The organism is Pseudomonas sp. ASL4, assembly GCF_056680395.1.
This window is the reverse complement of record NZ_CM155280.1, coordinates 689,268-715,914: the sequence shown is the minus strand read 5'-3', so window position 1 is coordinate 715,914 and position 26,647 is coordinate 689,268. Positions and strand designations below refer to the sequence as shown.

Here is a 26,647-nt window from a genome sequence, read left to right as displayed (position 1 = left end):
AGTTGATCTGTTTTAGTGAGGCCGCCTTCGCGAGCAAGCCCGCTCCCACAGTAGATCTACAGTGAACGCAGGTTTGATGTACGGTCGAAATCACATGTGGGAGCGGGCTTGCTCGCGAAGAGGCCCGCCCGGCCAGCGCAAATATCGGATCAGAAGAAGCTAAGCCCCACATGAAACAGCTTCTCCACATCCCGAATATGCTTCTTATCCACAAGGAACAGAATCACATGGTCGCCGGTTTCGATCACTGTATCGTCATGGGCGATGATCACTTCTTCATCACGAATAATCGCGCCAATCGTGGTGCCCGGCGGCAACCCGATATTCTCGATCGCCTTGCCAATCACCTTGCTCGACTTCGCATCGCCATGGGCAATCGCCTCGATGGCTTCCGCCGCGCCACGGCGCAGTGAGTGCACGCTGACGATATCGCCACGGCGCACGTGAGCCAGCAAGGTGCCGATGGTCGCCAGTTGCGGGCTGATGGCGATGTCGATGTCGCCGCCCTGGATCAAATCCACGTAAGCCGGGTTGTTGATGATCGTCATCACTTTCTTTGCGCCCAGCCGTTTGGCCAGCAACGACGACATGATGTTGGCTTCGTCATCGTTGGTCAGGGCCAGGAAGATATCGGCGTCGGCGATGTTCTCTTCCAGCAGCAAGTCGCGGTCCGAAGCGCTGCCCTGCAACACCACGGTGCTGTCGAGGGTGTCCGAGAGATAGCGGCAACGTGCCGGGTTCATCTCGATGATCTTCACCTGATAGCGGCTTTCGATGGCTTCAGCCAGTCGTTCGCCGATCTGCCCACCGCCGGCGATAACGATGCGTTTGTAGCTCTCGTCGAGGCGGCGCATTTCGCTCATTACTGCACGAATGTTCGCCTTGGCCGCGATGAAAAACACTTCGTCGTCGGCCTCGATCACCGTATCGCCCTGGGGCAGGATCGGCCGGTCGCGCCGAAAAATCGCTGCTACGCGGGTTTCGACGTTCGGCATGTGTTCGCGCAACTGCCGCAGTTGCTGCCCCACCAACGGACCGCCGTAATAGGCCTTCACCGCCACCAGTTGCGCCTTGCCTTCGGCGAAGTCGATCACTTGCAAGGCACCGGGATGTTCGATCAGGCGCTTGATGTAGTTGGTGACCACTTGTTCCGGGCTGATCAGCACATCAACGGGGATCGCGTCGTTGTTGAACAGCCCGCCGCGCGTGAGGTACGCGGCTTCGCGGACCCGGGCGATCTTGGTCGGGGTATGAAACAGGGTGTGGGCGACTTGGCAGGCGACCATGTTGGTCTCGTCGCTGTTGGTCACCGCCACCAGCATGTCGGCGTCGTCGGCGCCGGCCTGGCGCAGCACGGTCGGGAACGAGGCGCGGCCCTGCACGGTGCGGATGTCCAGCCGATCACCGAGGTCGCGCAGGCGTTCGCCGTCGGTGTCGACCACGGTGATGTCGTTGGCTTCGCTGGCCAAGTGTTCCGCCAGCGAACCGCCGACCTGCCCGGCGCCGAGGATGATGATCTTCATCCAGTCACTCCCTTGAAATCCGGTTATCCGCGCGCAGCGGCAATCTTGATCAGCTTGGCGTAGTAGAACCCGTCGTGACCGCCTTCCTGGGCCAGCAATTGGCGACCATGAGGTTGTTTGATCCCCGCCGTAATGGCGAGGTCGAGTTCACGGGCGCCCGGCGTGCGAGCGAGGAAGGCTTCGATGACTTCGGTGTTCTCGGTCGGCAACGTGGAGCAGGTGGCGTAAAGCAGAATCCCGCCCACTTCCAGAGTTATCCACATGGCATCGAGCAATTCGCCCTGAAGCACCGCCAGCGCGGCGATGTCGTCGGGTTGGCGCGTCAGTTTGATGTCCGGGTGACGACGGATCACGCCAGTGGCCGAGCATGGCGCGTCCAACAGGATGCGCTGGAACGGCTTGCCGTCCCACCAGGTCGCGGTGTCACGGCCGTCGGCGGCGATCAGTTCGGCGCTCAGGCCCAGGCGTGCGAGGTTTTCCCGCACCCGCACCAGACGCTTGGCTTCCAGGTCCACGGCGACGACGCCGGCCAGTGCCGGCTCGGCTTCAAGGATGTGACAAGTCTTGCCGCCCGGCGCGCAGCAGGCGTCGAGCACCCGTTGGCCTGGCGCCAGGTCCAGCAAGTCGGCGGCCAGTTGTGCGGCTTCGTCTTGCACGCTGATCCAGCCCTCGGCGAAACCCGGCAGGCTGCGCACGTCGGTGGCGGCTTCGAGGATGATGCCATCGCGGCTGTAAACGCAGGGGCTGGCGGCGATGCCCACGTCACTCAGCAACCCGAGATACGCATCGCGGGTCTGATGGCGACGGTTGACCCGCAAAATCATCGGCGGGTGGGCGTTGTTCGCCGCGCAAATGGCTTCCCACTGTTGCGGCCAGAAGGCTTTCAGGGATTTTTGCAGCCAGCGCGGGTGAGCGGTGCGCACCACCGGGTCGTGCTCCAGCTCCGCCAGCAGCGCTTCGCTTTCCCGTTGGGCGCGACGCAGCACAGCGTTGAGCAAAGCTTTGGCCCAAGGCTTCTTCAGCTTGTCGGCGCAACCGACGGTTTCGCCGATGGCGGCGTGGGCCGGGACGCGGGTGTAGAGCAGTTGATAGAGGCCAACCAGCAACAACGCCTCGACATCGGCATCGGCGGCTTTGAATGGCTTCTGCAACAACTTGGCCGCCAGCGCCGACAGACGCGGCTGCCAGCGCGCGGTGCCGAACGCCAGGTCCTGGGTGAAGCCGCGATCACGGTCTTCGACCTTGTCCATTTGCGTCGGCAGGGAACTGTTGAGTGAGGCTTTTCCGTTAAGAACAGCGGCAAGTGCCTTGGCGGCGGCCAGACGCGGGTTCATTGAGCGTCCGCCACGTGACCGAGCACGGTGCCGACGGCGAATTTCTCACGGCGACTGTTGAAGAAGTCGCTGAAGTTCAGCGCCTTGCCGCCGGGCAATTGCAGGCGGGTCAGGCACAGAGCATGTTCACCGCAAGCGACGATCAAGCCGTCCTTGCTGGCGCTGAGAATTTCACCTGGCGCGCCCTGCCCTTCGGCGAGGCTCGCGGCCAGCACTTTCAGCGCTTCGCCATTTAGCGTGCTGTGGGTGATCGGCCATGGGTTGAAGGCGCGGACCAGGCGTTCCAGCTCAACCGCCGGGCGGCTCCAGTCGATGCGCGCTTCATCTTTGTTCAATTTGTGAGCATAGGTGGCGAGGCTGTCGTCCTGCACTTCGCCTTCCAGGGTGCCGGCAGCGAGGCCGGCAATCGCATGGATCACGGCCGGTGGGCCCATTTGCGCCAGACGGTCGTGGAGGCTGCCGCCGGTGTCTTCACCGGTGATTGGCGTGGTGACTTTCAACAGCATCGGCCCGGTGTCGAGGCCCAGTTCCATGCGCATCACGGTCACGCCGCTTTCGCTGTCGCCCGCTTCAACGGCGCGCTGGATCGGCGCCGCACCGCGCCAGCGTGGCAGCAAGGACGCGTGGCTGTTGATGCAACCCAGGCGTGGAATATCCAGCACCACTTGCGGCAGGATCAAGCCGTAGGCGACCACTACCAGCAAATCCGGCTTCAATGCGGCCAGTTCAGCCTGAGCGTCTTCGTTGCGCAGGGTCGGCGGTTGCAGCACCGGAATGTTGTTTTCCAGAGCCAACTGCTTGACCGGGCTCGGCATCAACTTTTGCCCGCGGCCCGCCGGACGGTCCGGTTGGGTGTAGACCGCGATGATCTCGTAAGGGCTGTCGAGCAGGGCCTTGAGGTGTTCGGCGGCGAATTCCGGGGTGCCGGCAAAGACGATGCGCAGTGGCTCAGTCATGAAGAAGGTCTCGCAAAAGAAAAAGGCTTGCCGCAGCAAGCCTTTGAAAGGAGGGCATCAAGCGTTCTGGCGATGGAGCTTTTCCAGTTTCTTCTTGATTCGGTCGCGTTTGAGGTTGGACAGGTAGTCGACGAACAACTTTCCGTTGAGGTGGTCGCATTCGTGCTGGATACACACGGCGAGCAGGCCTTCGGCGATCAGTTCGTACGGCTTGCCGTCGCGGTCCTGGGCCTTGATCTTGACCTTCTGTGGGCGATCAACGTTTTCGTAGAAGCCCGGCACCGAGAGGCAGCCTTCCTGATACTGCTCCATCTCGTCGGTCAGGGTTTCGAACTCAGGGTTGATGAACACCCGTGGTTCGCTGCGGTCTTCGGAGAGGTCCATCACGACGATACGTTTGTGCACGTTGACCTGGGTCGCGGCGAGGCCGATGCCTGGCGCTTCATACATTGTTTCAAACATGTCATCGACCAACTGACGCACTTCGTCGTCCACTACGGCCACAGGTTTGGCGATAGTGCGCAGGCGCGAGTCGGGAAATTCGAGGATGTCTAAAATGGCCATAAGCTTAATTGCTGCACATGTGAGGTAAAGTCGGGTCGATGGCCTGGCGGGTCCGAAGATGCAGGCTACCGTTGTAAAACGTAGCTCCCTTCTTCGAGAAGAGCCAGGAGCGAGCCACGGGGGCTCTGGCGTTTTACGCGAACGCACATAATAAAGGGATTCACCGCATGAGGAAATCACTACTCGCCTTGCTCCTTCTGGCCTCGGCCGGTTTGGCGCACGGGCAAGTGCAACTCAAGGAAGGTTTTCCGCAGCAATACACGGTGGTACGGGGGGACACACTTTGGGACATCTCCGGGAAATTCCTCCGGGAACCGTGGAAATGGCCCGAGCTTTGGCAGGTCAACCCGCAGATCCAAAACCCCAATCTCATCTATCCGGGCGATTTGCTGACCCTGACCTACGTCGATGGCCAGCCACGCCTGACCCTCAATCGCGGCGAGTCCCGCGGCACCATCAAACTGTCGCCACGCATCCGTAGCAGCCCGGTGGCCGACGCGATCCCGAGCATTCCGCTGCAATCGATCAACAGCTTTCTGCTGAGCAACCGTATCGTCGACAAGGTCGAGGACTTCGACAAGGCGCCGTACATCGTCGCGGGCGATGCGGAACGGGTGCTCAGCGGCACGGGTGACCGGATCTTCGCTCGCGGGCATTTCGACCCGAACCAACCGGTGTACGGCATCTTCCGTCAGGGCAAGGTTTACACCGATCCGCAGAGCAAGGAGTTCCTGGGGATCAACGCCGACGACATCGGAGGCGGTGAAATTATCGCGACCGAAGGCGACGTCGCCACGCTGGCGCTGCAACGCACCACCCAGGAAGTGCGCCTCGGCGACCGTTTGTTCACCGGCGAGGAACGGGCGATCAACTCGACCTTCATGCCCAGTGCACCCAAAAGCGAAATCAACGGCTTGATTATCGATGTGCCACGCGGCGTCACGCAGATTGGCGCGATGGACGTGGTCACGTTGAACAAGGGCCAGCGGGACGGTCTGGCCGAAGGCAACGTGCTGGTGGTGATGAAAACCGGCGAAACCGTGCGTGACCGTGTGACGGGCCAACCGTTGAAAATTCCCGATGAACGTGCCGGTTTGCTGATGGTTTTCCGTACCTACGACAAACTTAGTTACGGTTTGGTCCTCAGGGCAACGCGTTCCTTGGCGGTGATGGATAAGGTGCGAAATCCTTAGCCTGCTCCACAAGTTACCAACAGAGTTATCCACAGCTTATTCCCGTTTGAACGGGGCTCATAACGATCAAGGATGATCCATGTCGCTCTCTGCTGTTACACCGGTTTCCTCTGCGGAACTGGAGGCTCGCTTACGTCTTCATCGCTTGCCCGAACTCGGACCTGCGCGATTTAAAAAACTGCTGGAAGCTTTTGGCTCAGCGTCAAAAGCCATCAGTGCGCCTGCCAGCGCCTGGCGTTCGCTGGGCTTGCCCGTCGCCTGCGCGGAAGCCCGGCGCAGCAATGAAATCCGCGACGGAGCAAGCCACGCATTGGCCTGGCTAGAGCGTCCGGGCCAGCATTTACTGATGTGGGACCAGCCTGACTACCCGGCATTGCTGGCGGAAATCAGCGATGCGCCGCCGCTGTTATTTGTCGCCGGGGATCCAGGCATTCTGGAAAAGCCGCAACTGGCGATGGTCGGCAGTCGCCGCGCGTCGAGGCCGGGGATGGACACGGCTGCTGCATTTTCCCGCAGCCTGGCAGGTGCCGGATTCGTCATCACCAGCGGTTTGGCCCTGGGCATCGACGCCGCGGCGCACCAGGCGGCTTTGGACGTTGGCGGGCAAACGGTAGGTGTGCTTGGCACGGGTCTTGAAAAGTTTTATCCACAGCGCAACCGACGGCTGGCGGACGCCATGATTGCCTCGGGTAGCGCGGTGCTTTCGGAGTTCCCGCTGGACGCCGGCCCCACCGCCAGCAACTTTCCCCGGCGAAACCGGATCATCAGCGGTTTGTCCCTCGGCGTGCTGGTGGTCGAGGCGAGTGTCGCCAGTGGTTCGTTGATTACCGCCAGGCTCGCCGCAGAACAGGGACGCGAGGTGTACGCGATTCCAGGTTCGATCCACCACCCCGGCGCCAAAGGCTGTCATCAACTGATCCGCGACGGGGCGATGCTGGTGGAAACCATCGAGCATATCCTCGAAGCCCTGCGTGGCTGGCAGCAATTGCCGTTATCCATGGCCGCTCCGTCGACGACTCATCCATTACTCATGTTGCTCCACGCGGCGCCCCACACCAGTGAGGCGTTGGCTCACAGCAGTGGCTGGGCGTTGCCGAAAGTGCTGGCGGCGTTGACGGAGCTGGAAATGGATGGCCGGGCGACCTGCGAAAGCGGGCGCTGGTTTGCCAGGGTGAGCTAGGTTTTATAAGGAAGATCGGTAAACTGCGCAGAGCCTTATTCTGGAGAGTTTTTTCATGGTCAACAGTTGGCGTGTGCAGCAAGCCGCACAAGCAATTCGCGCAGGAGCGGTGATTGCCTACCCAACCGAAGCAGTCTGGGGCCTGGGCTGCGACCCTTGGGACGAAGAGGCGGTGGATCGTCTGTTGATGATCAAGGGCCGATCGGTGGGTAAAGGCCTGATTCTGGTGGCCGACAACATTCGCCAGTTCGACTTCCTGTTCGACGACTTCCCGGAACTGTGGATGGACCGCATGGCCAGCACCTGGCCGGGGCCGAACACTTGGCTGGTGCCGCACCAGAATCTGTTGCCGCAATGGATTACCGGCGTGCATGAAACGGTAGCGCTGCGGGTCAGCGATCACCCGTTGGTGCGGGATTTGTGTGCAGTGGTCGGGCCACTGGTGTCGACGTCCGCTAACCCACAGGGCCGGCCGGCGGCGCGGACGCGGATTCGCATCGAACAGTATTTCCGCGGGCAGCTTGATCTGGTGATGGGTGGCAATCTGGGTGGGCGCAAGAATCCGAGTGTGATTCGTGATGTGGCGACTGGGCATGTGGTGCGCCCGGATTGAGACCAAGGTGACCTGTGGCGAGGGAGCTTGCTCCCGCTGGACTGCGCAGCAGTCCCGTTCTTTTTAGGGAGAAGCGGGGCCGCTTCGCAGCCCATCGGGAGCAAGCTCCCTCGCCACAGTTAGGCGTTACGGCAACAAAACAGTCGACCCCGTGGTACGCCGCGCCGACAACTCGGTCTGCGCCTTCGCCGCTTCAGCCAATGGATACTTCTGGCTGATGTCCACCTTCAACTTGCCGCTGATGATCATCTCGAACAATTCATCCGCCATGCGTTGCAGGTTTTCGGCATTGTTGGCGTAGGTCGCCAGGGTTGGCCGGGTCACGTACAGAGAACCCTTCGCCGACAGAATCCCCAGGTTCACCCCGTCCACCGCGCCCGACGCATTGCCGAAACTCACCACCAGACCCCGAGGCGAAACGCTGTCCAGCGACGTCAGCCAGGTGTCCTTGCCCACGCCGTCGTACACCACCGGGACTTTTTTCCCGTCAGTCAATTCCAGCACCCGTTGTGCGACGTTTTCGTGGCTGTAATCGATGGTCGCCCAGGCACCGTTGGCCTTGGCCAGTGCAGCTTTCTCCGGTGAACTGACCGTACCGATCAGCTTCACGCCCAACGCCTTGGCCCACTGGCAGGCCAGCGAACCGACACCGCCGGCAGCGGCGTGGAACAGGATGGTTTCGCCACCCTTGAGTTCATAAGTCTGACGCAACAGGTACTGCACGGTGAGGCCCTTGAGCATCACACCGGCGGCTTGTTCGAAGCTGATCGCGTCGGGCAGGCGCACCAGGTTGGCTTCGGGTAATACGTGAACCTGGCTGTAGGCGCCCAATGGGCCGCTGCCGTAGGCCACGCGATCGCCGACCTTGAAGCGGGTGACTTCGCTACCGACGGCGTCGACCACGCCCGCGCCTTCCGAGCCCAGGCCCGACGGCAGTGCCGGCGGCGGATAGAGGCCGCTGCGGAAATAGGTGTCGATGAAGTTCAGGCCGATAGCCTTGTTGGTCACGCGCACTTGTTGCGGGCCGGGCTCGGCGGGTTCGTAATCGACATATTCGAGCACTTCGGGGCCGCCATGGGCGCGGAACTGGATACGCTTTGCCATCAGAACTCTCCTTAGGTCTTAGCTTTTAGAGGTGTAGCGCGAAGCTCCCTATCGGACTCCTAACCATGATCTTCGTCAACTGCGGTGGAGCAAGGTGCGGTGTTATCCTACGCAGCAATTTGCCGCCGGCCATTCGTGCGCCGTGTAGCTTTGCCCGATTCAAGGTGATGACATGACGACCCGCACCGAGGCCGTAAAAGCCTACCTGCTCGACCTGCAAGACCGCATTTGCGCCGCCCTGGAAGCCGAGGACGGCGGCACGCGCTTCGTCGAAGACGCCTGGGCCCGGCCTGCTGGCGGTGGCGGTCGTACCCGAGTGATCGAAAACGGCATAGTCATCGAAAAGGGTGGCGTTAACTTTTCCCACGTCTTTGGCAGCGGTCTCCCACCGTCCGCCAGCGCCCATCGGCCGGAACTGGCCGGGCGCGGCTTCGAAGCGCTGGGCGTGTCCCTGGTAATTCACCCGCACAACCCGCATGTGCCGACTTCCCACGCCAACGTGCGTTTTTTCATCGCGGAAAAAGAAGGTGAAGAGCCGGTCTGGTGGTTCGGCGGCGGCTTCGACCTGACCCCTTACTACGGCAATGAAGAAGACTGCGTGCACTGGCACCGTATTGCCGAACAGGCCTGCGTGCCGTTCGGGCCGGACGTCTACCCGCGTTACAAGGCCTGGTGCGACACCTATTTCCACATCAAGCATCGCCACGAGCCTCGGGGCATCGGCGGCCTGTTTTTCGATGACTTGAACGAGTGGGACTTCGACACCAGTTTCGCCTTCATGCGCGCCATCGGTGACGCGTTCATCGACGCATATCTGCCGATTGTGCAACGCCGCAAAAATGATGCGTTCACCGCCAAACAACGTGAATTCCAGGAGTTCCGCCGTGGCCGTTATGTCGAGTTCAACCTGGTCTACGACCGCGGCACGTTGTTCGGTCTGCAATCGGGTGGTCGTACCGAGTCGATCCTGATGTCCCTGCCGCCGCAAGTGCGCTGGGGCTATGACTGGACAGCCGAGCCGGGCAGCGAAGAAGCGCGCCTGACCGAGTACTTCCTGCAAGATCGCGATTGGTTGGCCAAGGCCTGAGAGGAGTCCTGATGGATCGTTACGTCGTATTCGGTAACCCGATTGGCCACAGCAAGTCGCCGCTGATCCATCGTCTGTTCGCCGAGCAAACCGCTCAGAAGTTGGACTACAGCACTTCGCTGGCGCCACTCGATGACTTTTCCGGGTTTGCCCAGGCATTTTTCCTTCACGGTCGTGGGGCGAATGTCACCGTGCCGTTCAAGGAAGATGCTTATCGCCTGGCCGACAGCCTGACCGAGCGCGCGCAGCGAGCCGGGGCGGTTAACACCCTGAGCAAACTGGCGGATGGCAGTCTGTTGGGCGACAACACCGACGGTGCCGGACTGGTGCGCGACCTGACGGTCAACGCCGGTTTCAGCCTCAAGGGCAAACGCATCCTGCTGTTGGGTGCCGGCGGTGCGGTACGCGGGGCGTTGGAACCGTTGCTGGCCGAACAACCGGCGTCGGTGATCATCGCCAATCGCACAGTGGAAAAAGCCGAGCTGCTGGCGGAGTTGTTTGCCGATCTGGGGCCGGTGTCCGCCAGTGGTTTTGACTGGTTGCGCGAGCCAGTGGACCTGATCATCAACGCGACGTCTGCCAGTCTGTCGGGTGATGTACCGCCGATTGCCAGCAGCCTGATCGAACCGGGCAAGACCGTGTGCTACGACATGATGTACGGCAAGGAACCGACTTCGTTCTGCCGCTGGGCCAGTGAACACGGCGCGGCGGTGGCGATGGATGGGTTGGGGATGCTGGCGGAGCAGGCGGCGGAAGCCTTCTACCTGTGGCGCGGAGTGCGCCCGGACACAGCGCCGGTGCTGGCTGAACTGCGCCGACAGTTGGCGCTGTAGCTTTTGTGGCGAGGGAGCTTGCTCCCGCTGGGTTGCGCAGCAGCCCCCCTTCTATTTTTCTGATACACCACGGTTGCTGAGTTTACGACCGCTTCGCGGCCGAACGGGGGCAAGCCCCCTCGCCACAAGTTATGCGTTTTTCATAGAAGTGGTGTTTTAGTCTTCGAAACGGATCGGGCACTTATCCGCCCCTTCCAGCTTCCTCAACTCCTCCACCACCGGCGGCCGCGCGCCGCGCAAGGTCAGGCTGCGATCCTGTTTGAGCAACCGCCGCGCTTCCTGGTGCAGCATTTCCACACCCGAATAGTCGATGAAATTGATGTGCTGCGCCTCGATCACCACCTTCGCGCCGTGCATCCGTTGCAGGCGCACTTGCAGGTAATGGCTGGCGCCAAAGAAGATCGAGCCGCCGACCCGCAGGATGTCTTCATCCCCATCGCGCCAGTGCTGTACCCGCGGTTGCGAGGTGCGTTTGAGGTAGAAGAACAGCGAAGCCAGCACCCCGGCGTAGATCGCCGTCTGCAATTCCAGCAGCAACGTGGCGACACAGGTCAGGGCCATGACCACGAATTCGGCGCGGCTGACTCGCAGCAACGCGCGAATGCCGCGATGGTCCACCAACCCCCAGGCGATCAACAGAATGCTGCCGGCCATGGCCGGGATCGGAATGTGAGCGATCAGCCCGGCGCCGAAGATGGCGAACAGCGCCACCCACAACGCCGAGAACACCCCGGCCAGTGGCGAGCAGGCGCCGGCCTCGTAGCTCAGCCCCGAACGGGTGAAGGACCCGGCTGACAGCGAGCCGGAAAAAAACGCTCCGACAATGTTTGATAAACCCTGGGCGCGGACTTCCTGGTTGGCGTCGAGCAACTGCTGTGAGCGGGCCGACAAGGAGCGGGCAATTGAGAGACTCGTCACCAGTCCGAGCATGCCCACGGCGACGGCACTCGGCAGCAGGCGCAGCACCAGTTCCAGATCCAGCGGCAACGAACTGAAGGGCGGTAAGCGCCCGACAAACGCGCTGACCAATTTCACATGGCCGAACATCGCGGGCCAGAGCCACACCAGCACACCGCTCAGGATCAGGGTGATCAATAGCGTCGGCCAGCGGGGCAGCAACAGTTTCAAGACAATCCCGACAGCGACCGTGGCAAGGCCTAGCACCAGCGAAGGTTTATCCACAGCCCCGAGGTGCGTGATCAAAGTCACCAGGCTGTTGAGCGCTGTGGCCTGGTTGGGCAAGTCGAGCCCCAGCAGATTCGGCATCTGCCCGATGGCGATCACCACTGCCGCCCCGAGGGTAAAACCCAGTACCACCGAGTGCGAGACGAAATTCACCAGTGCGCCGAAACGCAGCATCCCCAGTAGCCACTGGAAAATGCCGGCCAGGAGCGTAAGAAGCAGGATCAGCGTGATGTAGTCCTGTGACGCGGGCACGGCCAGAGGACTGACGCTGGCGTATAGGACGATGGAAATAGCCGCTGTAGGACCGCAGATCAGGTGCCAGGACGAACCCCACAAACAGGCGATCAGCACCGGGATGATCGCGGCGTACAAGCCGTATTCCGGTGGGAGACCGGCGATCAACGCGTAGGCAATGGATTGCGGCAACGCGAGAATAGCGCCGCTGAGACCGACGATCAGGTCACGACCGACGCTGGCGCGGGTCTGCCGTGGCAGCCAACTGAGAAACGGGAAGAGTGAATGGCGGCTGGGGAAGGCCATGGGTCCTCTCGGGTAGGAGTTTGCGCAAAGGGTAACAGGGTAAGCCCAACCATTGTGGCGAGGGAGCTTGCTCCCGCTGGGTTGCGCAGCAGCCCTAAAAATCTACGGGCGCTGCGCACCCGAGCGGGAGCAAGCTCCCTCGCCACAGAGGTTGCTTACAACTTGGCTTTGACTGCGCCTAACGCATCCTGCCCGTCCACGGTCTTCACCCCGTCCAGCCATTTATCCAGCACCGCTGGATTCGCCTTGATCCACGCCTTCACTGCGTCCGCATTGCTGACCTTCTTGTTCACCACTTCGGCCATGATGCTGTTTTCCATTTCCTGGGTGAAACTCAGGTTGGTCAGCAGCTTGCCAACGTTCGGGCAGGCCTGTGCATAACCTTTACGGGTCAGTGTATAAACCGCGCCGGTGTCGCCGAAGTATTTCTCGCCGCCCTTCAGGTAATGCATTTTCAGCTGCACGTTCATCGGGTGCGGCGTCCAGCCGAGGAAGGTCACGAACTTCTGTTTCTTCACCGCGCGGGACACTTCGGCCAGCATCGCCTGCTCGCTGGACTCGATCAGCTTCCACTGGCCCAGCTCGAAGTCGTTCTTCTTGATGATGTCCTGCAGCGAAATATTCGCCGGAGCGCCGGAGCCGATGCCGTAGATCTTCTTGTCGAACTTATCGGCGTATTTGTTCAGGTCGGCAAAGTTATGCACACCCGCGTCCCAGACGTAATCCGGCACGGCCAATGTGAACTCGGTGCCGTCGAGATTCTTCGCCAATTGAGTCACGTCGCCGGTGGCGACGAACTTGTCATAAAAGCCCTGCTGCGCCGGCATCCAGTTACCCAAAAACACATCGACCTGGCCATCCTTCAGACCACCAAAGGTGATCGGCACCGCCAGTGTGTCGACCTTGGCCTTGTAGCCCATGCCGTCCAGCAGAAACCCGGTGATGGCGTTGGTCGCGGCGATGTCGCTCCAGCCAGGGTCGGCCATTTTCACCGTCTCGCAGCTCTGATCGGCGTAAACCGATGCACTGCCCAGAGCCAGAAGCCCGACCGTCAGTACTGTGGATAACCTTTGCATGGACTTCCCCTTCACATTATTGGTTTTGGCAGGGTTGTGGATAACGTGCTTTGCGCTCCAGATCATCAAGGTCGATGTGGTTGCGCATGTATTGCTGACTGGCGTCCACCAGCGGCTGGTGATCCCAGCTCTTCAGCTTGCCGATGGTCAGGGCGTCGGCGACGAAACGCCGGCGCCGCTGGCTCGCGAGCACCTGTTGGTGGATCGCCGGAATGTCCCATTTGGCCCGCGCTTCGGCGAGAAAATCTTCGAACAGTGGCCGATGTTGCGGCGACTGGCTGAGTTCTTCTTGTTCACGCGGGTCGTTGTGTACGTCGAAGAGTAGGCAAGGGTCGTCTTCGCTGTAGATGAATTTGTAGGCGCCGCGCCGAATCATCATCAACGGGCTGATAGTGCCTTCGGCCATGTATTCGCCGAACACTTCATCGTGACCGCCCTGCCCTTGCAGGTGCGAAACCAGTGAGCGGCCGTCCAGCGGCAGGCCCGGTTCCAGTGAGCCACCGGCCAGTTCGACAAAGGTTGGCAGCAGATCCGCGGTAGAGACTGCCGCACTGACCCGGCCCGCTCCGAATTGTCCCGGAGCACTTATCAACAGGGGGACACGGGCAGCCATTTCAAACCAGTGCATTTTGTACCAGAGGCCACGCTCACCGAGCATGTCGCCGTGGTCGCCGGAGAAGACGATGATGGTGTCATCGATCAGTCCGGTTTCCTCGAGTGTTTCCAGGAGTTTGCCGACGTTGCTGTCGATATAGCTGCACGCACCGAAGTACGCCCGGCGCGCATCGCGAATCTTATCCACAGGCAGAGGCTTGTCCCACAGGTCGTAAACCTTGAGCAAACGTTGGGAGTGTGGATCGAGTGCAGTCTGGGCCGGCGTCTGTGGCAGCGGGATGTCGGCGTCGTCGTACATATCCCAAAAAGCCTTGGGAATCGTGTACGGGTCATGTGGGTGAGTCATCGAGACGGTCAGGCAGAACGGCTGATCGCCATCCTCGCGAATGTGATCGAACAGATATTGCTGGGCCTTGAACACCACTTCTTCGTCGAAATCGAGCTGATTGGTTCGCACGCAGGGCCCGGCTTGCAGCACTGAAGACATGTTGTGATACCAGGTCGGACGCACGTCCGGTTCGTCCCAGTTCACTGACCAGCCGTAGTCGGCCGGGTAAATATCGCTGGTCAGGCGTTCTTCATAGCCGTGGAGTTGGTCCGGGCCACAGAAGTGCATCTTGCCCGACAGCGCGGTGCGGTAGCCGAGGCGACGCAGGTAGTGGGCATAAGTCGGTACGTCTGCGGGGAAATCGGCCGCGTTGTCGTAGGCGCCGATCTTGCTCGGCAACTGACCGCTGACCAAGGTAAAGCGCGACGGCGCGCAGAGTGGGCTGTTGCAATACGCGGCGTCGAACACCACGCCTTCGGCGGCGAGGCGGCTGAGATTCGGGAGTTTGATTGGCGAAGGGCCGTAGAACGGCAACATTGGCGCGGCCATCTGATCGGCCATGATGAAAAGAATATTCTTGCGCTTCATGTGATCGCGGCATTCCATAGTGAATATTTATGCGAGAGTGCTGCGATCGAGCATGTAGTCCATGCCTTTTGCGGTAAAGCCCATGCACGGCAATGACTAGGATAAGCACAGCTTATGTATGACGCCCTTGGTGATTTGTCTCTCGACTTGCTGCGTGCCTTCGAGGCGGCGGCCCGTCAGCGCAGCTTTACCGCCGCGGCGGTGGAGCTTGGCACCACGCAACCGGCGATCAGTCAGCAGATCAAACGGCTGGAAGAACAGCTCACTACGCGCCTGTTTGATCGCATCTATCGTGGTATCGAGCTGACGGAGGCGGGGGCGATTCTTTTCGAGCAAGTTCAGCTCGGTTTACAGAATATCGACGCAGGATTGACTGCGATCAGCGCACAGCAGTCCCACGAAGTGCTGCAAGTCGCCACCGATTTCGCCTTCGCCGCCTATTGGTTGATGCCACGCCTGCACCGTTTTCACGAAGCCAATCCCCAAGTCGATGTCAGCCTGGTCACCAGCGAACGCAATCACAACATGTTGCGTACCGATATCGACGTGGCGGTGCTGTTCGGTGACGGGCGCTTCAAGCAAGGCGAAAGCCATTGGTTGTTCAGCGAGGAAGTGTTCCCGGTGTGCAGCCCGCTGTTGTTGAAGGACCGTCCCCTGCCCTTGCCGGTCCAGTCGTTGCTCGATTTTCCACTGCTGCATCTGCGTGGGGAAAACAGCAGCAACTGGTTCGACTGGAGCGGAGTGTTCCGAGAGTTGGGGATAACCTCGGCGCCGGCACCGGGACAGCTGCGTTTCGACAATTACACGTTGTTGATCCAGGCGGCGATTGGCGGCCAGGGCGTGGCCATCGGTTGGCGGCACCTTGTGGATAACTTATTGGCCCAGGGTTTGTTGTGTCGGCCGATTGCCGACACGGTGATTTCACGGCTGGGTTATTACGTTGTCTTGCCTCAGCGCAAACGTCGTGGTGTGTTGATTAAACAGTTTGTGGATTGGTTGATGGCAGAACAGGCCACCAGTGCGCAATCGTTGACTGGTTTGCCGTTTCCTTCGATTGCGGTGTGAAAGCGCAAAGATCGCACCTGTAGGAGCTGCCGAAGGCTGCGATCTTTACGGTTCTGAAGCCGCCACAAAACTCACATGTTCACCGACATGCAGGTTCAACCGCAGCTCATCAGCGATCCCGACCGCCACACGATTTAGCCGTCGCAATGGCTCGGCCAGACCCGGCTCAAGGCTGCTGCTGACCTGACTGAAATGCTCGATGGTCAGCCCGGCCACCCCGTGCGGCACATCCACCAACGTCCAGTGCAGATCGCTGCCTTGCAGGGCTTCGAGGATTTCTTCGGCGGCATGGCGCTGAAGGTCATCCTCCACCCCCGGCTCGTCCAATTCCTCAAAATGCCCCACCACAAACAAACGGCCAATGCTGGCGGCCTGCAGACCGTCGATCAATGCATCCACTGCCAGCACCTGCTCGACCGGGCCGGGCACGATGGTTTTCTCCACGTGTTCGCTGCTGATCGGCAGCCCTGGCGCGTCTAGTAGACAGATCACCGCCGAACAACCGGCCACGCTTTGTTTCACTCGTTGGGCGTCGAACAGGTCGCCATTCTTGGTGCGCAGCCCGGGTCGAGGCGCCAGCGCCGTCAGGTCATCGAGAATCGCGATCACTTCATGCTGGCGCCGCAGCATTTCAGCCATCAGCGCACTGCCCAGGCTACTCATGGCACCATAGAGCACCACTTTCACCACCGGGGTTTCGGCATTTTTCATGGCTGAGTTCCTTGTTTCCCACATATATAGCGTGTGACCTGTAGGAAATGGTGAGGGTTCGACCGGATTTCAGGAGAGGTTCAGATGCACAAGGATCACGTCCAACAGGCTCATGCCCAGCAGATCACGGGCTACCACGCTCACGTTTATTTCGACGCCAGCACCATCGATCAGGCACGGGCCTTGTGTGAGCAAGCGGCGCAATTGTTCCCATTGAAGATGGGCCGCATGCACGAGCGCCCGGTCGGTCCGCACCCGGACTGGAGCTGCCAACTGGCGTTTGGGCCGCAGCTTATCGGCGATGTGCTGCCGTGGCTGGTGCTCAATCGCAACGGCTTGGTGGTGTTCCTGCACCCGGACACTGGCGATGACTTGCTCGATCATACGGAGCACGCCGTCTGGATGGGTGCCATCCGCCCATTGGACCTGTCTATTTTCTGATCAGATCGTTTCTTCTGCTTCGCCGGGCAAGTGCTCGTCCAGATGCAGCCAGGGCAAGCGGCTGTCGGTCCAGATGTGCCGGTCGGCTGGAGCCCGCTCTGGATGATCGAGGGTGGCGATGGTCAGGTCGATGCTCTCGGGGCTGAGCAGCGTCAGTAGCGCCACCTGCGCCCCACAGGTCGGGCAGAAAAATCGCGCGCAGCTTTCAGAAGAGTCGTACCGAGTCGGTGTCCCGGCCAGCCATTCAAAGGTCGAGGCGGGCACGGTGATCCAGGTGGTCACGATTCCGCCGCTGACTCGCCGGCAAATCGAACAATGGCAGTGGGCGATGTCGTGCAGCGACCCACGAAACTGATAGCGCAGATGTCCGCAATGGCAACCGCCGGTATGAATGTCGTCCATGTTTTTACTTCCTGTGCAGTGTTTTCTGACGTTAAGCCCATCCGACGACCGGTTGCCCATCTGGACAATGCTTTCGGCAGCGAAAGCTGGCTGAAAGCTTTCCCCATTAGGATCGCCCCCCACTACCGGCAAGAGACCGGTTGGCCACGCGTGTGTTTTATCGCTCGCATGGCCCAATTAACAACAACAATGGTGATTCTGATGTCCTTTGCTACCCGCCCTTTCGCTGCAACTCCGCCCGTACGCCTCGTGCTTCCTGTTCTGCGCTGACCCACCCGGTTCGCCCATTCCCTAGCCGCGCTACGCCTGGAGTATTCCCATGCTGACTTTCCTTGGCTTTGCCATGGTCATCACGTTCATGTTCCTGATCATGACCAAGCGCCTTTCCGCGCTGATCGCCCTGATCATTATTCCGATCATCTTCGCCCTGTTCGGTGGCTTTGCGCCGAAGATCGGCCCGATGATGCTCGAAGGCATCACCAAGCTTGCGCCGACCGGCGTGATGCTGATGTTCGCCATTCTGTACTTCGCCCTGATGATCGACTCCGGCCTGTTTGACCCGGCCGTGCGCAAGATCCTCAAACTGGTCAAGGGCGACCCGTTGAAAGTTTCGGTCGGCACCGCCGTTCTGGCGCTCGTTGTTTCCCTCGATGGTGACGGCGCGACCACTTATATGATTTGCGTGGCCGCTATGCTGCCGCTCTACAGCCGCATTGGCATGAGCCCGCGAATCATGGCCGGCCTGATCATTCTCGCCGGCGGCGTGATGAACATGACCCCGTGGGGTGGCCCGACCGCCCGTGCCGCGAGCGCGCTGCATGTGGACCCATCCGACATTTTCGTGCCGATGATTCCGGCGATGCTGGCCGGTGTGGTGGCGATCCTGGCGATTGCTTACTTCTACGGCAAACGCGAGCGTGCTCGCCTGGGTGAACTGCACCTGGCCGGCGATGACGTGGACCACAGCGAAATCAGCGTTTCCCAGTACCCGGACGCCCGTCGTCCGAAGCTGATCTGGTTCAACGGCGCCCTGACCGTTGCCCTGATGTGCACCCTGATCGCTGGCCTGTTGCCGCTGCCGGTGCTGTTCATGGTGGCGTTCAGTATCGCGATGATCGTCAACTACCCGTGCCTGCAACAACAGAAGGACCGCGTTGCGGCCCACGCCGGCAGTGTGCTGGCGGTGGTCGGGCTGATATTTGCCGCGGGTATCTTCACCGGTATTTTGACCGGAACCGGCATGGTCGATGCTATGTCGAAAAGCCTGTTGGCGGTGATCCCGGATTTCCTCGGCCCGTACCTGGCGGTGATCACGGCGCTGGTGAGCATGCCGTTCACGTTCTTCATGTCGAACGACGCGTTTTATTACGGCGTGTTGCCAGTGTTGGCCGAAGCCGCCAGTCATTACGGCATCACTGCGGTGGAAATGGCGCGTGCCTCGATCGTTGGTCAGCCCGTCCACTTGCTCAGCCCACTGGTACCGTCTACATATTTGCTGGTAGCACTGGCCGGGATCGAGTTCGGTGACCATCAACGTTTTACCCTGAAGTGGGCAGTACTAGTCTGCCTGTGCATACTGGTCGCCGCCTTGCTGTTGGGGACTTTCCCGCTGTTCAGCACTTTGTAACGGCATCAACTCACCACGCCGCCAGCTTACTGCTGGCGTCGTGGTTTAACACTCGCTCAAAGGAATACACATGGAATGGCTGACCAACCCTGAAATCTGGGTTGCCTTCTTCACCCTGACTGCCCTGGAGATCGTCCTGGGCATCGACAACATCATCATGATCTCGATCCTGGTCAGCCGCATGCCCAAGCACATGCAGGCGCGCACCCGGATCTTCGGTCTGGCCCTGGCCATGATCACGCGGATCCTGTTGCTGCTGTCGATCACGTGGGTCATGCGCCTCACTGCGGACCTGTTCGAAGTGTTCGGCCAGGGTATTTCCGGGCGAGACCTGATCCTGTTCTTCGGTGGTCTGTTCCTGCTGTGGAAAAGTTCGCAAGAGATGTACCACGCGCTGGAAGGTGAAGACGAAACCGGCGACGAGCCTTCGGGCAAGGGTGGCAACTTCCTTTACACCATCATCCAGATCGCGATCATCGACATTGTGTTCTCGCTGGATTCGGTGATCACCGCGGTCGGCATGGTCTCGCACGTGCCGGTCATGGTCGCGGCGATTATCGTGGCGGTGCTGGTGATGATGCTGGCGGCTGGCAAGATCAGTGAATTCATCGACAAGCACCCGTCGCTGAAGATGCTGGCGCTGGCGTTCCTGCTGGTGGTCGGTACCGTGCTGATTGCCGAGGCCTTCGGCGTACACGTGCCAAAAGGCTACGTCTACTTCGCCATGGCGTTCTCGCTGGCGGTAGAAGCGATCAACATCAAGATGCGCACCGCGATTGCGAAAAAGAAGAAACAGCAAGACCCGGTGAAACTGCGCAAGGATGTTCCGGGGCAGTAACCCGAATGCTGTAGCGCTGCAAACCCTGTGGGAGCGGGCTCGCTCGCGAAAGCGGTGTGTCATTCAACTGTGATGTCGACTGACACGACCTCTTCGCGAGCAAGCCCGCTCCCACATTGGTTTTGCGCTGATCGTGATTCCCTCTTTCATATCTGCATCAAACTGTTTTCATGACAGTTTTATTTCAATCGACACTTTAGCTATGCGATGCTGGCGCCCAGACCGTTAGCCAACTACAGCTTAAGTACAGAACGTAGAACGTCGCGCGGTACCGTCAACTTGTCCCTTTGGGACGCTACCACCACAGGGGGCCCAGCATGCTGACCCTGCTCAATTTGTTATCTGCCGTGACCTTGCTGATCTGGGGCACGCACATCGTCCGAACCGGCATCCTGCGGGTCTACGGTTCCAACTTGCGCCATGTGATTGGCCAGAATATGTCCAAGCGCGGGCTCGCGTTTGTCGCCGGCATCGTCGTGACCGCCATGGTCCAGAGCAGTAACGCCACGGCGATGCTCGTCACTTCCTTCGTCGGTCAGGGCCTGATGGCGCTGACCCCGGCCCTGGCGACCATGCTCGGGGCCGACGTCGGTACGGCGCTGATGGCGCGAGTGCTGACGTTTGACCTGTCGTGGCTGTCGCCGCTGCTGATCTTCCTCGGGGTGATTTTCTTCCTGTCGCGCAAACAGACCCGGGTCGGGCAGATGGGCCGGGTAGCAATCGGCCTGGGGCTGATCATCCTCGCGCTGCAACTGATCGTCGAAGCCGCCGCACCGATCACCCATGCCCAAGGGGTGAAGGTGATCTTCGCCTCCCTGACCGGCGACATCCTGCTCGATGCCCTGATTGGCGCGCTGTTCGCGATGATCTCCTACTCCAGCCTGGCGGCGGTGCTGCTGACCGCGACCCTGGCCGGCGCCGGCGTGATCAGCCTACCAGTGGCCATCGGCCTGGTGATCGGCGCCAACATCGGCAGCGGTGTTCTCGCTTTTATGAGCACCAGCATGCAGAACGCTGCCGGTCGCCAAGTCGCGCTGGGCAGTCTGTTGTACAAACTGATCGGCCTGCTGTTGATCATCCCGGTGCTCGACCCGCTGGTGCACTGGATCGACAGCCTCGACTACAGCCCTCAGGAAATGGTCATCGGCTTCCACCTGCTCTACAACACCGCGCGCTGTCTGATCCTGCTGCCCAGCGTCGGGCCGATGGCTAGGCTCTGTGCCTGGCTGTTGCCGGAGCGGCCGGAACTCAACGGCATGGCCAAGCCCCGGCACCTGGACCCGACTGCACTGGTGACCCCGAGCCTGGCACTGGCCAACGCTGCCCGGGAAACCCTGCGCATCGGCGACCTGATCGACAACATGCTCGAAGCCATGCTCGACGTGCTGCACGGCAAGCAAACCGCCGTCACCCAGGAAATGCGCCGCATGACCGATGACGTCGAAGCGCTTTACAGTGCGATCAAACTCTATCTGGCGCAGATGCCCCGCGAAGACCTCAGCGATCAGGACAGCCGGCGCTGGGCGGAAATTATCGAACTGGCGATCAACCTCAAACTCGCCAGCGACCTGATCGAACGCATGCTGCGCAAGGTCCAGCAGCAGAAGACCTCGCAACGCCGGTCGTTTTCCGAGGTTGGGCTGGAAGAGTTGGCGGGGCTGCACAGCCAACTGATTTCCAACTTGCGTCTGGGGTTGTCGGTGTTTCTCAGCAGCGATCCGGAAAGCGCCCGCCAGTTGCTGCGTGAGAAACGTCGTTTTCGCGCACAGGAACGACGCTTGGCCCATGCTCATGTCAGCCGATTGCAACGTAAGATCGTGCAAAGTATCGAGACCAGTTCGCTGCACCTGGAGCTGATCGCCGACATGAAGCGTCTGAATTCGCTGTTTTGCAGCAGCGCCTACGCGGTATTGGAAACGTCCGACACCGGTGCGCTGGAGTCGGACGATTTGGCTGACATCACACATTCGCCTTGAACGTCTGGCAGTGTGGTCAGTCAGTAACTGTGGTTCGGGTTCAAGATCATCGCGAGCAGGCTCGCTCCCACAGTGGTTTTGTGAACGACTCAAATCAACTGTGGGAGCGAGCTTGCTCGCGATGGCTGCCTGGAAAGCGACACGGATCTCCAATCAGCCGTATGGAAGCTCGTTATGCGTTGTCTGTTGTTCGCCTGTCTGTTGCTCGGTTCATTCCCTTCGTTCGCCCTGGATCGTTTTCAGGTCGAAGGCTATGCGCTGCCCAACGGCCTGCAATTGCTGCTCAAGCCCGGCACCGATCGTGGGCATGTGGCGATTCGGCTGGTGGTCGGCGTCGGTATCGATGACTTCAAATGTGATGACAAAGAGCTGCCCCACCTGCTTGAACACTTGCTGTTCAGCGGCATCGACGCCAGCGGCGAAGGTGGCCTGGAAGAGCGCATGCAGGCCCTGGGCGGTGAATGGAACGCCTACACCAGCAACGCCGACACGACGTTCGTCATCGAAGCCCCGGCGAAAAACCAGCGCAAGGTTCTCGATCTGCTGCTGGCGCTGTTGACCCAGACCCGAGTCGATGACAACGCCATCAACGCCGCCAAGCAAGTGGTTGAGCGTGAGGACGGCGGCCACTACTCGCACTTGCAGCGGTGGATGGACCGTCAGGACCTCGGCCACACGGCCAGCAATCAGTTGGCCGTGGAACTGGGCCTCAAATGCCCCGAGCGGGCCGAAGTCGATCACCTGACCCGCGAGCAACTGGATAAGGTCCGCAAGGCTTGGTACGCCCCCAACAACATGACGCTTATTGTGGTCGGCGACCTCGACAAGTTGTTGCCGGCCTATCTGGAACGGGCCTGGGGCGCGCTTGAGGCAGTCGATCCCACCGACCATTTGCCGTTACCGGAAATCAACGCGAGTGCCGCCCATGAGCGCAGTCTGATTCACGGTTTTGTCGGTGGCGGTGCGAGGTTGCATTGGCTGGTGCCGGAGCCGGTGCTGGAAGACGTGCCTGATCAAACCTTCGACCTGCTCAAGGATTATCTGGATTGGGCGCTCTATCGGCAGATGCGCCTGGCCCATGGCTTGTCCTACGGTCCGTGGGCCGAGCGCGAGCTATTCGGCAGCGTCGGCTTCATGAGCCTGAACGCTGACCTTGAGCGCGAGAACGTCGCCGAGGCCGAGCAGGTGCTGGAAGACATGAAGGCCGAATTGCTCAAGAACGGTCTCGATGTCGAGACGTTCGAGCGCCTCAAGCAAGCCGCCATCGTTCGCCAGGCCTGGGCCGTGCAAGGCAACAGCGCCCTGGCCGATTACTACTGGAGCGCCCTGGGGGATTACGAGGACGGACAATTCACCGACCCGGCCAAGGAACTGCAAGGGGTGACGCTGGAGGAAGCGAACAAGGCGATGCGCGAGTTGCTGCTGCAGCCGGGGTACTTGCGGATCGAGAAGCCGTTGATCAGCTATGACCAGTTGTTGTGGGCGTTGGGTGCGGTGTTCGGATTGCTGGTGCTGGGGTTGCTGGCGTGGCGCGTCCATCGCCGGAAGTAATCCAATTTGGCGGCATGAGCGCCTTTTGTGGCGAGCGAGTTTGCCTGTGGTGAGGGGGCTTGCCCCCGTTGGGTCGCGAAGCGGCCCCAAAACCTGTTAGCGCGGTGAGTCAGGCACGCCTCAAGCAATGGTTTTACGACTGCTTCGCAGCCGAACGGGGGCAAGCCCCCTCGCCACAGGTAATCACCAGCCCTCTAGTCTTGTGTTCGCCCAAATTGATCGCCACGCAAGCGCCTCGGCGGTACCCTGTCGAGGATTTTTCCTACGACCAGTGTGAACCGCCGAATGCCTACCCTGCCTCCTTTCGTCCAGCGCATCCTCGAACTGATGAAGCGCTATCCGGGGGTCATTGCGCTCGGTGGTTTTATCTCCGGAGTTTGCAGCTTCATGCTGGTGGATCGCCAACAAGGCCTGGCGACCTGGATCACCACCATCATGCTGGTCAGCTGGGTCTGGCTGATGCTCGAAAACAGCCTCACCCGGTTGTTTACCCGCCTCTTCAAACGGGAAATCCCCCAGCCGTTGCTGCGTTATGCGACGCAGATGATCCACCAGGAAAGCCTGTTTTTTGTCCTGCCGTTTTTCTTCATCACCACCACCTGGAACAGCGGCCAACTGGTGTTTACCGGGTTGCTGGGCATTGCGGCGCTGATCTCCATCACCGACCCGCTGTACTACAAATGGTTGGCGCCACGTCGCTGGGCGTTCCTGGCGCTGCACACCCTGACGTTGTTCGCTGCGCTGCTGACCGCCCTGCCCGTCATCCTGCATCTGACGACGTCAGAGAGTTTCAAACTGGCGCTGGGCATCTCCGTGTTGTTGTCGTTCCCGAGCCTGGCCTCGATCTTTCCGATCCGAACCGTGCGCAACGCCCTGGCGATTCTGAGCATCACGCTGGGCATCGGCGCGATGGGTTGGGTGCTGCGTTCGTGGGTTCCACCAGCGACGCTGTGGATGACCGACGTGGCCATCAGCACGCAAATGCAGGATCGCACCCCCGGCGATAGCCTGGAGCAAGTCAGCGCCGAGCAGATTCGCGGCGGCGGGCTCTACGCCTACACTGCAATCAACGCGCCGCGCGGTCTGGATGAACGGATTTATCACGTGTGGCAGTTCAACGGCCAAGAGGTCGACCGCATCGCGCTGGATATTCATGGCGGGCGCAAGGAAGGCTATCGGGCCTGGACCCACAAACAGAATTTTCCCGGCAACCCGGTCGGCGATTGGCAGGTCCGGGTGTTGACCGAAGATGGGCAGGTGATCGGCGTGTTGCGCTTCGAGATCACGGACAGCACACCGACCAAAGAAAAGTAATCCGGTTCGTGCTATTACGTAGATCTGCGTAACAGCCGAACAAGCACGGAGCTTATGACCAGCAGCACATTGCCCGGCAATGCCCAACTGGACACCACTCACACCCCTGCACAATTGCGGGTTACGGGTGACTGGACGCTCGCCCATTACGCTGACCTCAAGCGCCTGGGCGACAAGCTTCGCGGCCAGTACGACGACAGCACCCACATTGATCTCAACGGCCTCGGCGCCCTCGACACCGCCGGTGCTTCGCTGCTGGTGGAGTTGCTGGGTTCCGAGCGCCTGGGCCGATCGGCCGAACACCCTGAGTGCACCCTTTCCACCGCCGATCGCGCGTTACTGCAAACCGTCTACCGCTCGCTGACCGATTTCTGCGTACCGCTCAAGGAACCGGAAATCAGCGTCGGCATTCAACTGCTGACGCGCATCGGTCGCGCCGTTGACGCGATCTGGCAAGACACCCTGCAACTGCTGGGTTTCGTCGGCCTGATTCTCGAAACCATCGCCCGCAATTTGTTTCGCCCCCAACGCTGGCGCATTACGCCGATGGTCGCGCACATCGAACAGACTGGCCTCGACGCCGCGCCTATCGTCGCCCTGCTGACCTTCCTGGTGGGCGCGGTGGTGGCGTTTCTCGGGGCGACGGTGCTGGCGAGTTTCGGCGCGAGTATTTTCACCGTGGACCTGGTGGCGTTCTCCTTCCTGCGCGAGTTCGGTGTGTTGCTGACGGCGATTTTGATGGCCGGACGCACCGCCAGTGCGTTCACCGCGCAGATCGGCTCGATGAAGGCCAACGAAGAAATCGATGCGATCCGTACGTTGGGCCTCGACCCGATCGAGTTGCTGGTGGTCCCGCGGGTACTGGCGCTGTTGGTGGCGCTGCCGATGCTGACCTTTCTGGCGATGATCTCCGGGATTATTGGCGGTGGCGTGGTCTGCGCGGTGTCGCTGGGGATTTCGCCGGCGATGTTCCTCTCGCTGCTGCAATCGGACATTGGCGTTCAGCATTTTCTGGTGGGGATCGTCAAAGCGCCGATCTTCGCGTTCCTGATCGCGGCCATTGGTTGCCTTGAAGGCTTCAAGGTTAGTGGCAGCGCCGAATCCGTTGGCGCCCACACCACGTCCAGCGTGGTTCAGTCGATTTTCGTGGTGATCGTGCTGGATGCTGTCGCCGCGTTGTTTTTCATGGAGATGGGCTGGTGAGTCGTCTACCCCGAGCACCCTCCGAGGCGGTGATCGAAGTCCGTGGGCTGTGCAATCGCTTCGGCAGCCAGAGCGTGCACGAGAACCTCGACCTGGATTTGTACAAGGGTGAAATCCTCGCCGTGGTCGGCGGCTCCGGCAGCGGCAAGTCGGTGTTACTGCGCAGCATTGTCGGTTTGCGTCGGCCCAGTGAAGGCGTGGTGAAAGTCTTCGGCAAAAACCTGCCGACGCTGTCGGAACATGAACGCTCGATGGTTGAACGGCGCTTCGGCGTGCTGTTCCAGAAAGGCGCGCTGTTCTCATCGCTGACCGTGACCGAGAACGTCGCCCTGCCCCTGATCGAACACGCCGGCCTGAGCCGTGCCGACGCCGAACACCTGGCAGCAGTGAAGCTGGCGCTGGCGGGACTGCCGTTGTCGGCGGCGGACAAGTACCCCGCGTCCTTGTCCGGCGGCATGATCAAGCGTGCGGCACTGGCCCGGGCGCTGGCACTGGACCCGGACATCCTGTTTCTCGACGAGCCCACCGCCGGCCTCGACCCGATTGGCGCGGCGGCTTTCGATCAGTTGATCCTGACCCTGCGCGATGCATTGGGTTTGAGCGTGTTCCTGGTGACCCACGACCTCGACACGCTCTACACCATCACTGACCGGGTGGCGGTGCTGGCGCAGAAGAAAGTGCTGGTGGCGGATGCCATCGACAAGGTGTCCGAAACCGACGACGCCTGGATTCACGAATACTTCCACGGCCCTCGCGGCCGCGCGGCGCTGACCGCCGCTCAACAGCTTAACGAGGTCTGA

General features: G+C 60.6%; 24 protein-coding genes. 14 read left to right on the top strand and 10 right to left on the bottom strand.

The window, feature by feature from the left end; all coding sequences use genetic code 11:
- Window positions 1–149 precede the first annotated feature (149 nt).
- From trkA to def, 4 genes are read right to left on the bottom strand one after another with little or no spacing between them, the layout of a single operon-like run.
- Entirely contained in the window at window positions 150–1,523 is a 1,374-nt protein-coding gene (gene trkA, locus AC1MEW_RS03100) for a Trk system potassium transporter TrkA (RefSeq protein ID WP_322270073.1), read from the bottom strand.
- A 23-nt stretch (window positions 1,524–1,546) separates the two neighbouring features.
- Window positions 1,547–2,857 carry a 16S rRNA (cytosine(967)-C(5))-methyltransferase RsmB gene (rsmB, locus tag AC1MEW_RS03095; RefSeq protein WP_480425379.1) on the bottom strand — a complete coding sequence of 437 codons (1,311 nt, stop codon included), beginning with the start codon at window positions 2,855–2,857 and terminating at the stop codon, window positions 1,547–1,549.
- On the bottom strand, window positions 2,854–3,813 hold the full coding sequence (gene fmt, locus AC1MEW_RS03090) for a methionyl-tRNA formyltransferase (RefSeq protein ID WP_201199251.1): 960 nt from the start codon (window positions 3,811–3,813) through the stop codon (window positions 2,854–2,856). Before fmt ends, rsmB begins: the two co-directional genes overlap by 4 nt.
- A 57-nt stretch (window positions 3,814–3,870) precedes the next feature.
- Complete coding sequence (def, locus tag AC1MEW_RS03085) at window positions 3,871–4,377, bottom strand: peptide deformylase (RefSeq protein WP_480425377.1); 507 nt, start codon at window positions 4,375–4,377, stop codon at window positions 3,871–3,873.
- Between the two features lie 167 nt (window positions 4,378–4,544).
- Here def and AC1MEW_RS03080 point away from each other — a divergent pair, with 167 nt between their 5' ends.
- The 3 genes from AC1MEW_RS03080 (at window position 4,545) to tsaC (ending at window position 7,363) form a co-directional block, all read left to right on the top strand.
- Complete coding sequence (locus AC1MEW_RS03080; RefSeq protein WP_201199253.1) at window positions 4,545–5,570, top strand: LysM peptidoglycan-binding domain-containing protein; 1,026 nt, start codon at window positions 4,545–4,547, stop codon at window positions 5,568–5,570.
- A gap of 79 nt (window positions 5,571–5,649) precedes the next feature.
- Window positions 5,650–6,750: a DNA-processing protein DprA gene (gene dprA / locus AC1MEW_RS03075; RefSeq protein ID WP_480425376.1), complete on the top strand. Its 1,101-nt coding sequence runs from the start codon at window positions 5,650–5,652 to the stop codon at window positions 6,748–6,750.
- A gap of 55 nt (window positions 6,751–6,805) precedes the next feature.
- A complete protein-coding gene (gene tsaC / locus AC1MEW_RS03070; RefSeq protein ID WP_322270078.1) occupies window positions 6,806–7,363 on the top strand; it encodes an L-threonylcarbamoyladenylate synthase type 1 TsaC in 558 nt (185 codons plus the stop codon).
- A gap of 126 nt (window positions 7,364–7,489) precedes the next feature.
- On the opposite strand, the gene AC1MEW_RS03065 is transcribed toward tsaC, so the two are convergent.
- The gene (locus tag AC1MEW_RS03065) at window positions 7,490–8,467 is read right to left on the bottom strand and encodes an NADPH:quinone reductase (protein ID WP_322270079.1); all 978 of its coding nucleotides are present in this window, start codon (window positions 8,465–8,467) and stop codon (window positions 7,490–7,492) included.
- A gap of 172 nt (window positions 8,468–8,639) precedes the next feature.
- Between AC1MEW_RS03065 and hemF the strand changes: the two genes are divergently transcribed.
- Both hemF and aroE read left to right on the top strand, forming a co-directional pair.
- Entirely contained in the window at window positions 8,640–9,554 is a 915-nt protein-coding gene (gene hemF / locus AC1MEW_RS03060) for an oxygen-dependent coproporphyrinogen oxidase (RefSeq protein WP_480425375.1), read from the top strand.
- Between the two features lie 11 nt (window positions 9,555–9,565).
- Window positions 9,566–10,387 (top strand): shikimate dehydrogenase, encoded by an 822-nt coding sequence (gene aroE / locus AC1MEW_RS03055; RefSeq protein ID WP_201199268.1) that lies wholly within the window; start codon window positions 9,566–9,568, stop codon window positions 10,385–10,387.
- A 156-nt stretch (window positions 10,388–10,543) separates the two neighbouring features.
- Here the strand turns inward: aroE and AC1MEW_RS03050 are convergent, their stop codons facing one another.
- From AC1MEW_RS03050 to betC, 3 genes are all read right to left on the bottom strand, one after another.
- On the bottom strand, window positions 10,544–12,112 hold the full coding sequence (locus AC1MEW_RS03050) for a SulP family inorganic anion transporter (RefSeq protein WP_201199271.1): 1,569 nt from the start codon (window positions 12,110–12,112) through the stop codon (window positions 10,544–10,546).
- Window positions 12,113–12,267: 155 nt separating this feature from the next.
- The gene (gene choX / locus AC1MEW_RS03045; protein ID WP_201199279.1) at window positions 12,268–13,188 is read right to left on the bottom strand and encodes a choline ABC transporter substrate-binding protein; all 921 of its coding nucleotides are present in this window, start codon (window positions 13,186–13,188) and stop codon (window positions 12,268–12,270) included.
- Window positions 13,189–13,204: 16 nt separating this feature from the next.
- The gene (betC, locus tag AC1MEW_RS03040; RefSeq protein ID WP_201199281.1) at window positions 13,205–14,719 is read right to left on the bottom strand and encodes a choline-sulfatase; all 1,515 of its coding nucleotides are present in this window, start codon (window positions 14,717–14,719) and stop codon (window positions 13,205–13,207) included.
- A 114-nt stretch (window positions 14,720–14,833) separates the two neighbouring features.
- Between betC and AC1MEW_RS03035 the strand changes: the two genes are divergently transcribed.
- On the top strand, window positions 14,834–15,784 hold the full coding sequence (locus AC1MEW_RS03035; protein WP_201199283.1) for a choline sulfate utilization transcriptional regulator: 951 nt from the start codon (window positions 14,834–14,836) through the stop codon (window positions 15,782–15,784).
- Between the two features lie 45 nt (window positions 15,785–15,829).
- On the opposite strand, the gene AC1MEW_RS03030 is transcribed toward AC1MEW_RS03035, so the two are convergent.
- The gene (locus tag AC1MEW_RS03030) at window positions 15,830–16,495 is read right to left on the bottom strand and encodes an NAD(P)-dependent oxidoreductase (protein ID WP_201199285.1); all 666 of its coding nucleotides are present in this window, start codon (window positions 16,493–16,495) and stop codon (window positions 15,830–15,832) included.
- Between the two features lie 84 nt (window positions 16,496–16,579).
- On the opposite strand from AC1MEW_RS03030, the gene AC1MEW_RS03025 reads away from it, so the two are divergent.
- Entirely contained in the window at window positions 16,580–16,936 is a 357-nt protein-coding gene (locus AC1MEW_RS03025; protein ID WP_201199287.1) for a DOPA 4,5-dioxygenase family protein, read from the top strand.
- On the opposite strand, the gene AC1MEW_RS03020 is transcribed toward AC1MEW_RS03025, so the two are convergent.
- Complete coding sequence (locus AC1MEW_RS03020; protein ID WP_201199288.1) at window positions 16,937–17,338, bottom strand: GFA family protein; 402 nt, start codon at window positions 17,336–17,338, stop codon at window positions 16,937–16,939.
- A 319-nt stretch (window positions 17,339–17,657) separates the two neighbouring features.
- Here AC1MEW_RS03020 and AC1MEW_RS03015 point away from each other — a divergent pair, with 319 nt between their 5' ends.
- From AC1MEW_RS03015 to AC1MEW_RS02985, 7 genes are all read left to right on the top strand, one after another.
- Window positions 17,658–18,965, top strand: a complete 1,308-nt coding sequence (locus AC1MEW_RS03015) for a CitMHS family transporter (protein ID WP_201199289.1) — start codon at window positions 17,658–17,660, stop codon at window positions 18,963–18,965.
- 70 nt (window positions 18,966–19,035) lie between these two features.
- Window positions 19,036–19,803, top strand: coding sequence for a TerC family protein (locus tag AC1MEW_RS03010; protein WP_201199290.1), 768 nt, complete (start codon window positions 19,036–19,038; stop codon window positions 19,801–19,803).
- A 317-nt stretch (window positions 19,804–20,120) separates the two neighbouring features.
- Entirely contained in the window at window positions 20,121–21,779 is a 1,659-nt protein-coding gene (locus AC1MEW_RS03005; protein WP_201199291.1) for a Na/Pi cotransporter family protein, read from the top strand.
- Window positions 21,780–21,953: 174 nt separating this feature from the next.
- Entirely contained in the window at window positions 21,954–23,330 is a 1,377-nt protein-coding gene (locus tag AC1MEW_RS03000) for a M16 family metallopeptidase (RefSeq protein WP_201256278.1), read from the top strand.
- Between the two features lie 285 nt (window positions 23,331–23,615).
- Window positions 23,616–24,644, top strand: a complete 1,029-nt coding sequence (locus AC1MEW_RS02995; protein ID WP_480425373.1) for a DUF5924 family protein — start codon at window positions 23,616–23,618, stop codon at window positions 24,642–24,644.
- A 54-nt stretch (window positions 24,645–24,698) separates the two neighbouring features.
- On the top strand, window positions 24,699–25,847 hold the full coding sequence (locus AC1MEW_RS02990) for an ABC transporter permease (RefSeq protein WP_201199295.1): 1,149 nt from the start codon (window positions 24,699–24,701) through the stop codon (window positions 25,845–25,847).
- Window positions 25,844–26,647, top strand: coding sequence for an ABC transporter ATP-binding protein (locus AC1MEW_RS02985; RefSeq protein WP_201199297.1), 804 nt, complete (start codon window positions 25,844–25,846; stop codon window positions 26,645–26,647). Before AC1MEW_RS02990 ends, AC1MEW_RS02985 begins: the two co-directional genes overlap by 4 nt.

Excerpts from the sequence above, each read along its gene's own strand:
- AC1MEW_RS03025 (WP_201199287.1), top strand. The coding sequence starts at position 16,580 with ATGCACAAGGATCACGTCCAACAGGCTCATGCCCAGCAGATCACGGGC.
- AC1MEW_RS02990 (WP_201199295.1), top strand. The coding sequence starts at position 24,699 with ATGACCAGCAGCACATTGCCCGGCAATGCCCAACTGGACACCACTCAC.
- AC1MEW_RS03035 (WP_201199283.1), top strand. The coding sequence starts at position 14,834 with ATGTATGACGCCCTTGGTGATTTGTCTCTCGACTTGCTGCGTGCCTTC.
- AC1MEW_RS03050 (WP_201199271.1), bottom strand. The coding sequence starts at position 12,112 with ATGGCCTTCCCCAGCCGCCATTCACTCTTCCCGTTTCTCAGTTGGCTG.
- AC1MEW_RS03000 (WP_201256278.1), top strand. The coding sequence starts at position 21,954 with ATGCGTTGTCTGTTGTTCGCCTGTCTGTTGCTCGGTTCATTCCCTTCG.
- AC1MEW_RS03080 (WP_201199253.1), top strand. The coding sequence starts at position 4,545 with ATGAGGAAATCACTACTCGCCTTGCTCCTTCTGGCCTCGGCCGGTTTG.
- dprA (WP_480425376.1), top strand. The coding sequence starts at position 5,650 with ATGTCGCTCTCTGCTGTTACACCGGTTTCCTCTGCGGAACTGGAGGCT.
- AC1MEW_RS03030 (WP_201199285.1), bottom strand. The coding sequence starts at position 16,495 with ATGAAAAATGCCGAAACCCCGGTGGTGAAAGTGGTGCTCTATGGTGCC.
- AC1MEW_RS03010 (WP_201199290.1), top strand. The coding sequence starts at position 19,036 with ATGGAATGGCTGACCAACCCTGAAATCTGGGTTGCCTTCTTCACCCTG.
- rsmB (WP_480425379.1), bottom strand. The coding sequence starts at position 2,857 with ATGAACCCGCGTCTGGCCGCCGCCAAGGCACTTGCCGCTGTTCTTAAC.
- betC (WP_201199281.1), bottom strand. The coding sequence starts at position 14,719 with ATGAAGCGCAAGAATATTCTTTTCATCATGGCCGATCAGATGGCCGCG.
- trkA (WP_322270073.1), bottom strand. The coding sequence starts at position 1,523 with ATGAAGATCATCATCCTCGGCGCCGGGCAGGTCGGCGGTTCGCTGGCG.
- tsaC (WP_322270078.1), top strand. The coding sequence starts at position 6,806 with ATGGTCAACAGTTGGCGTGTGCAGCAAGCCGCACAAGCAATTCGCGCA.
- AC1MEW_RS02995 (WP_480425373.1), top strand. The coding sequence starts at position 23,616 with ATGCCTACCCTGCCTCCTTTCGTCCAGCGCATCCTCGAACTGATGAAG.
- choX (WP_201199279.1), bottom strand. The coding sequence starts at position 13,188 with ATGCAAAGGTTATCCACAGTACTGACGGTCGGGCTTCTGGCTCTGGGC.
- AC1MEW_RS03020 (WP_201199288.1), bottom strand. The coding sequence starts at position 17,338 with ATGGACGACATTCATACCGGCGGTTGCCATTGCGGACATCTGCGCTAT.
- hemF (WP_480425375.1), top strand. The coding sequence starts at position 8,640 with ATGACGACCCGCACCGAGGCCGTAAAAGCCTACCTGCTCGACCTGCAA.
- AC1MEW_RS03005 (WP_201199291.1), top strand. The coding sequence starts at position 20,121 with ATGCTGACCCTGCTCAATTTGTTATCTGCCGTGACCTTGCTGATCTGG.
- def (WP_480425377.1), bottom strand. The coding sequence starts at position 4,377 with ATGGCCATTTTAGACATCCTCGAATTTCCCGACTCGCGCCTGCGCACT.
- AC1MEW_RS03015 (WP_201199289.1), top strand. The coding sequence starts at position 17,658 with ATGCTGACTTTCCTTGGCTTTGCCATGGTCATCACGTTCATGTTCCTG.
- AC1MEW_RS03065 (WP_322270079.1), bottom strand. The coding sequence starts at position 8,467 with ATGGCAAAGCGTATCCAGTTCCGCGCCCATGGCGGCCCCGAAGTGCTC.
- aroE (WP_201199268.1), top strand. The coding sequence starts at position 9,566 with ATGGATCGTTACGTCGTATTCGGTAACCCGATTGGCCACAGCAAGTCG.
- fmt (WP_201199251.1), bottom strand. The coding sequence starts at position 3,813 with ATGACTGAGCCACTGCGCATCGTCTTTGCCGGCACCCCGGAATTCGCC.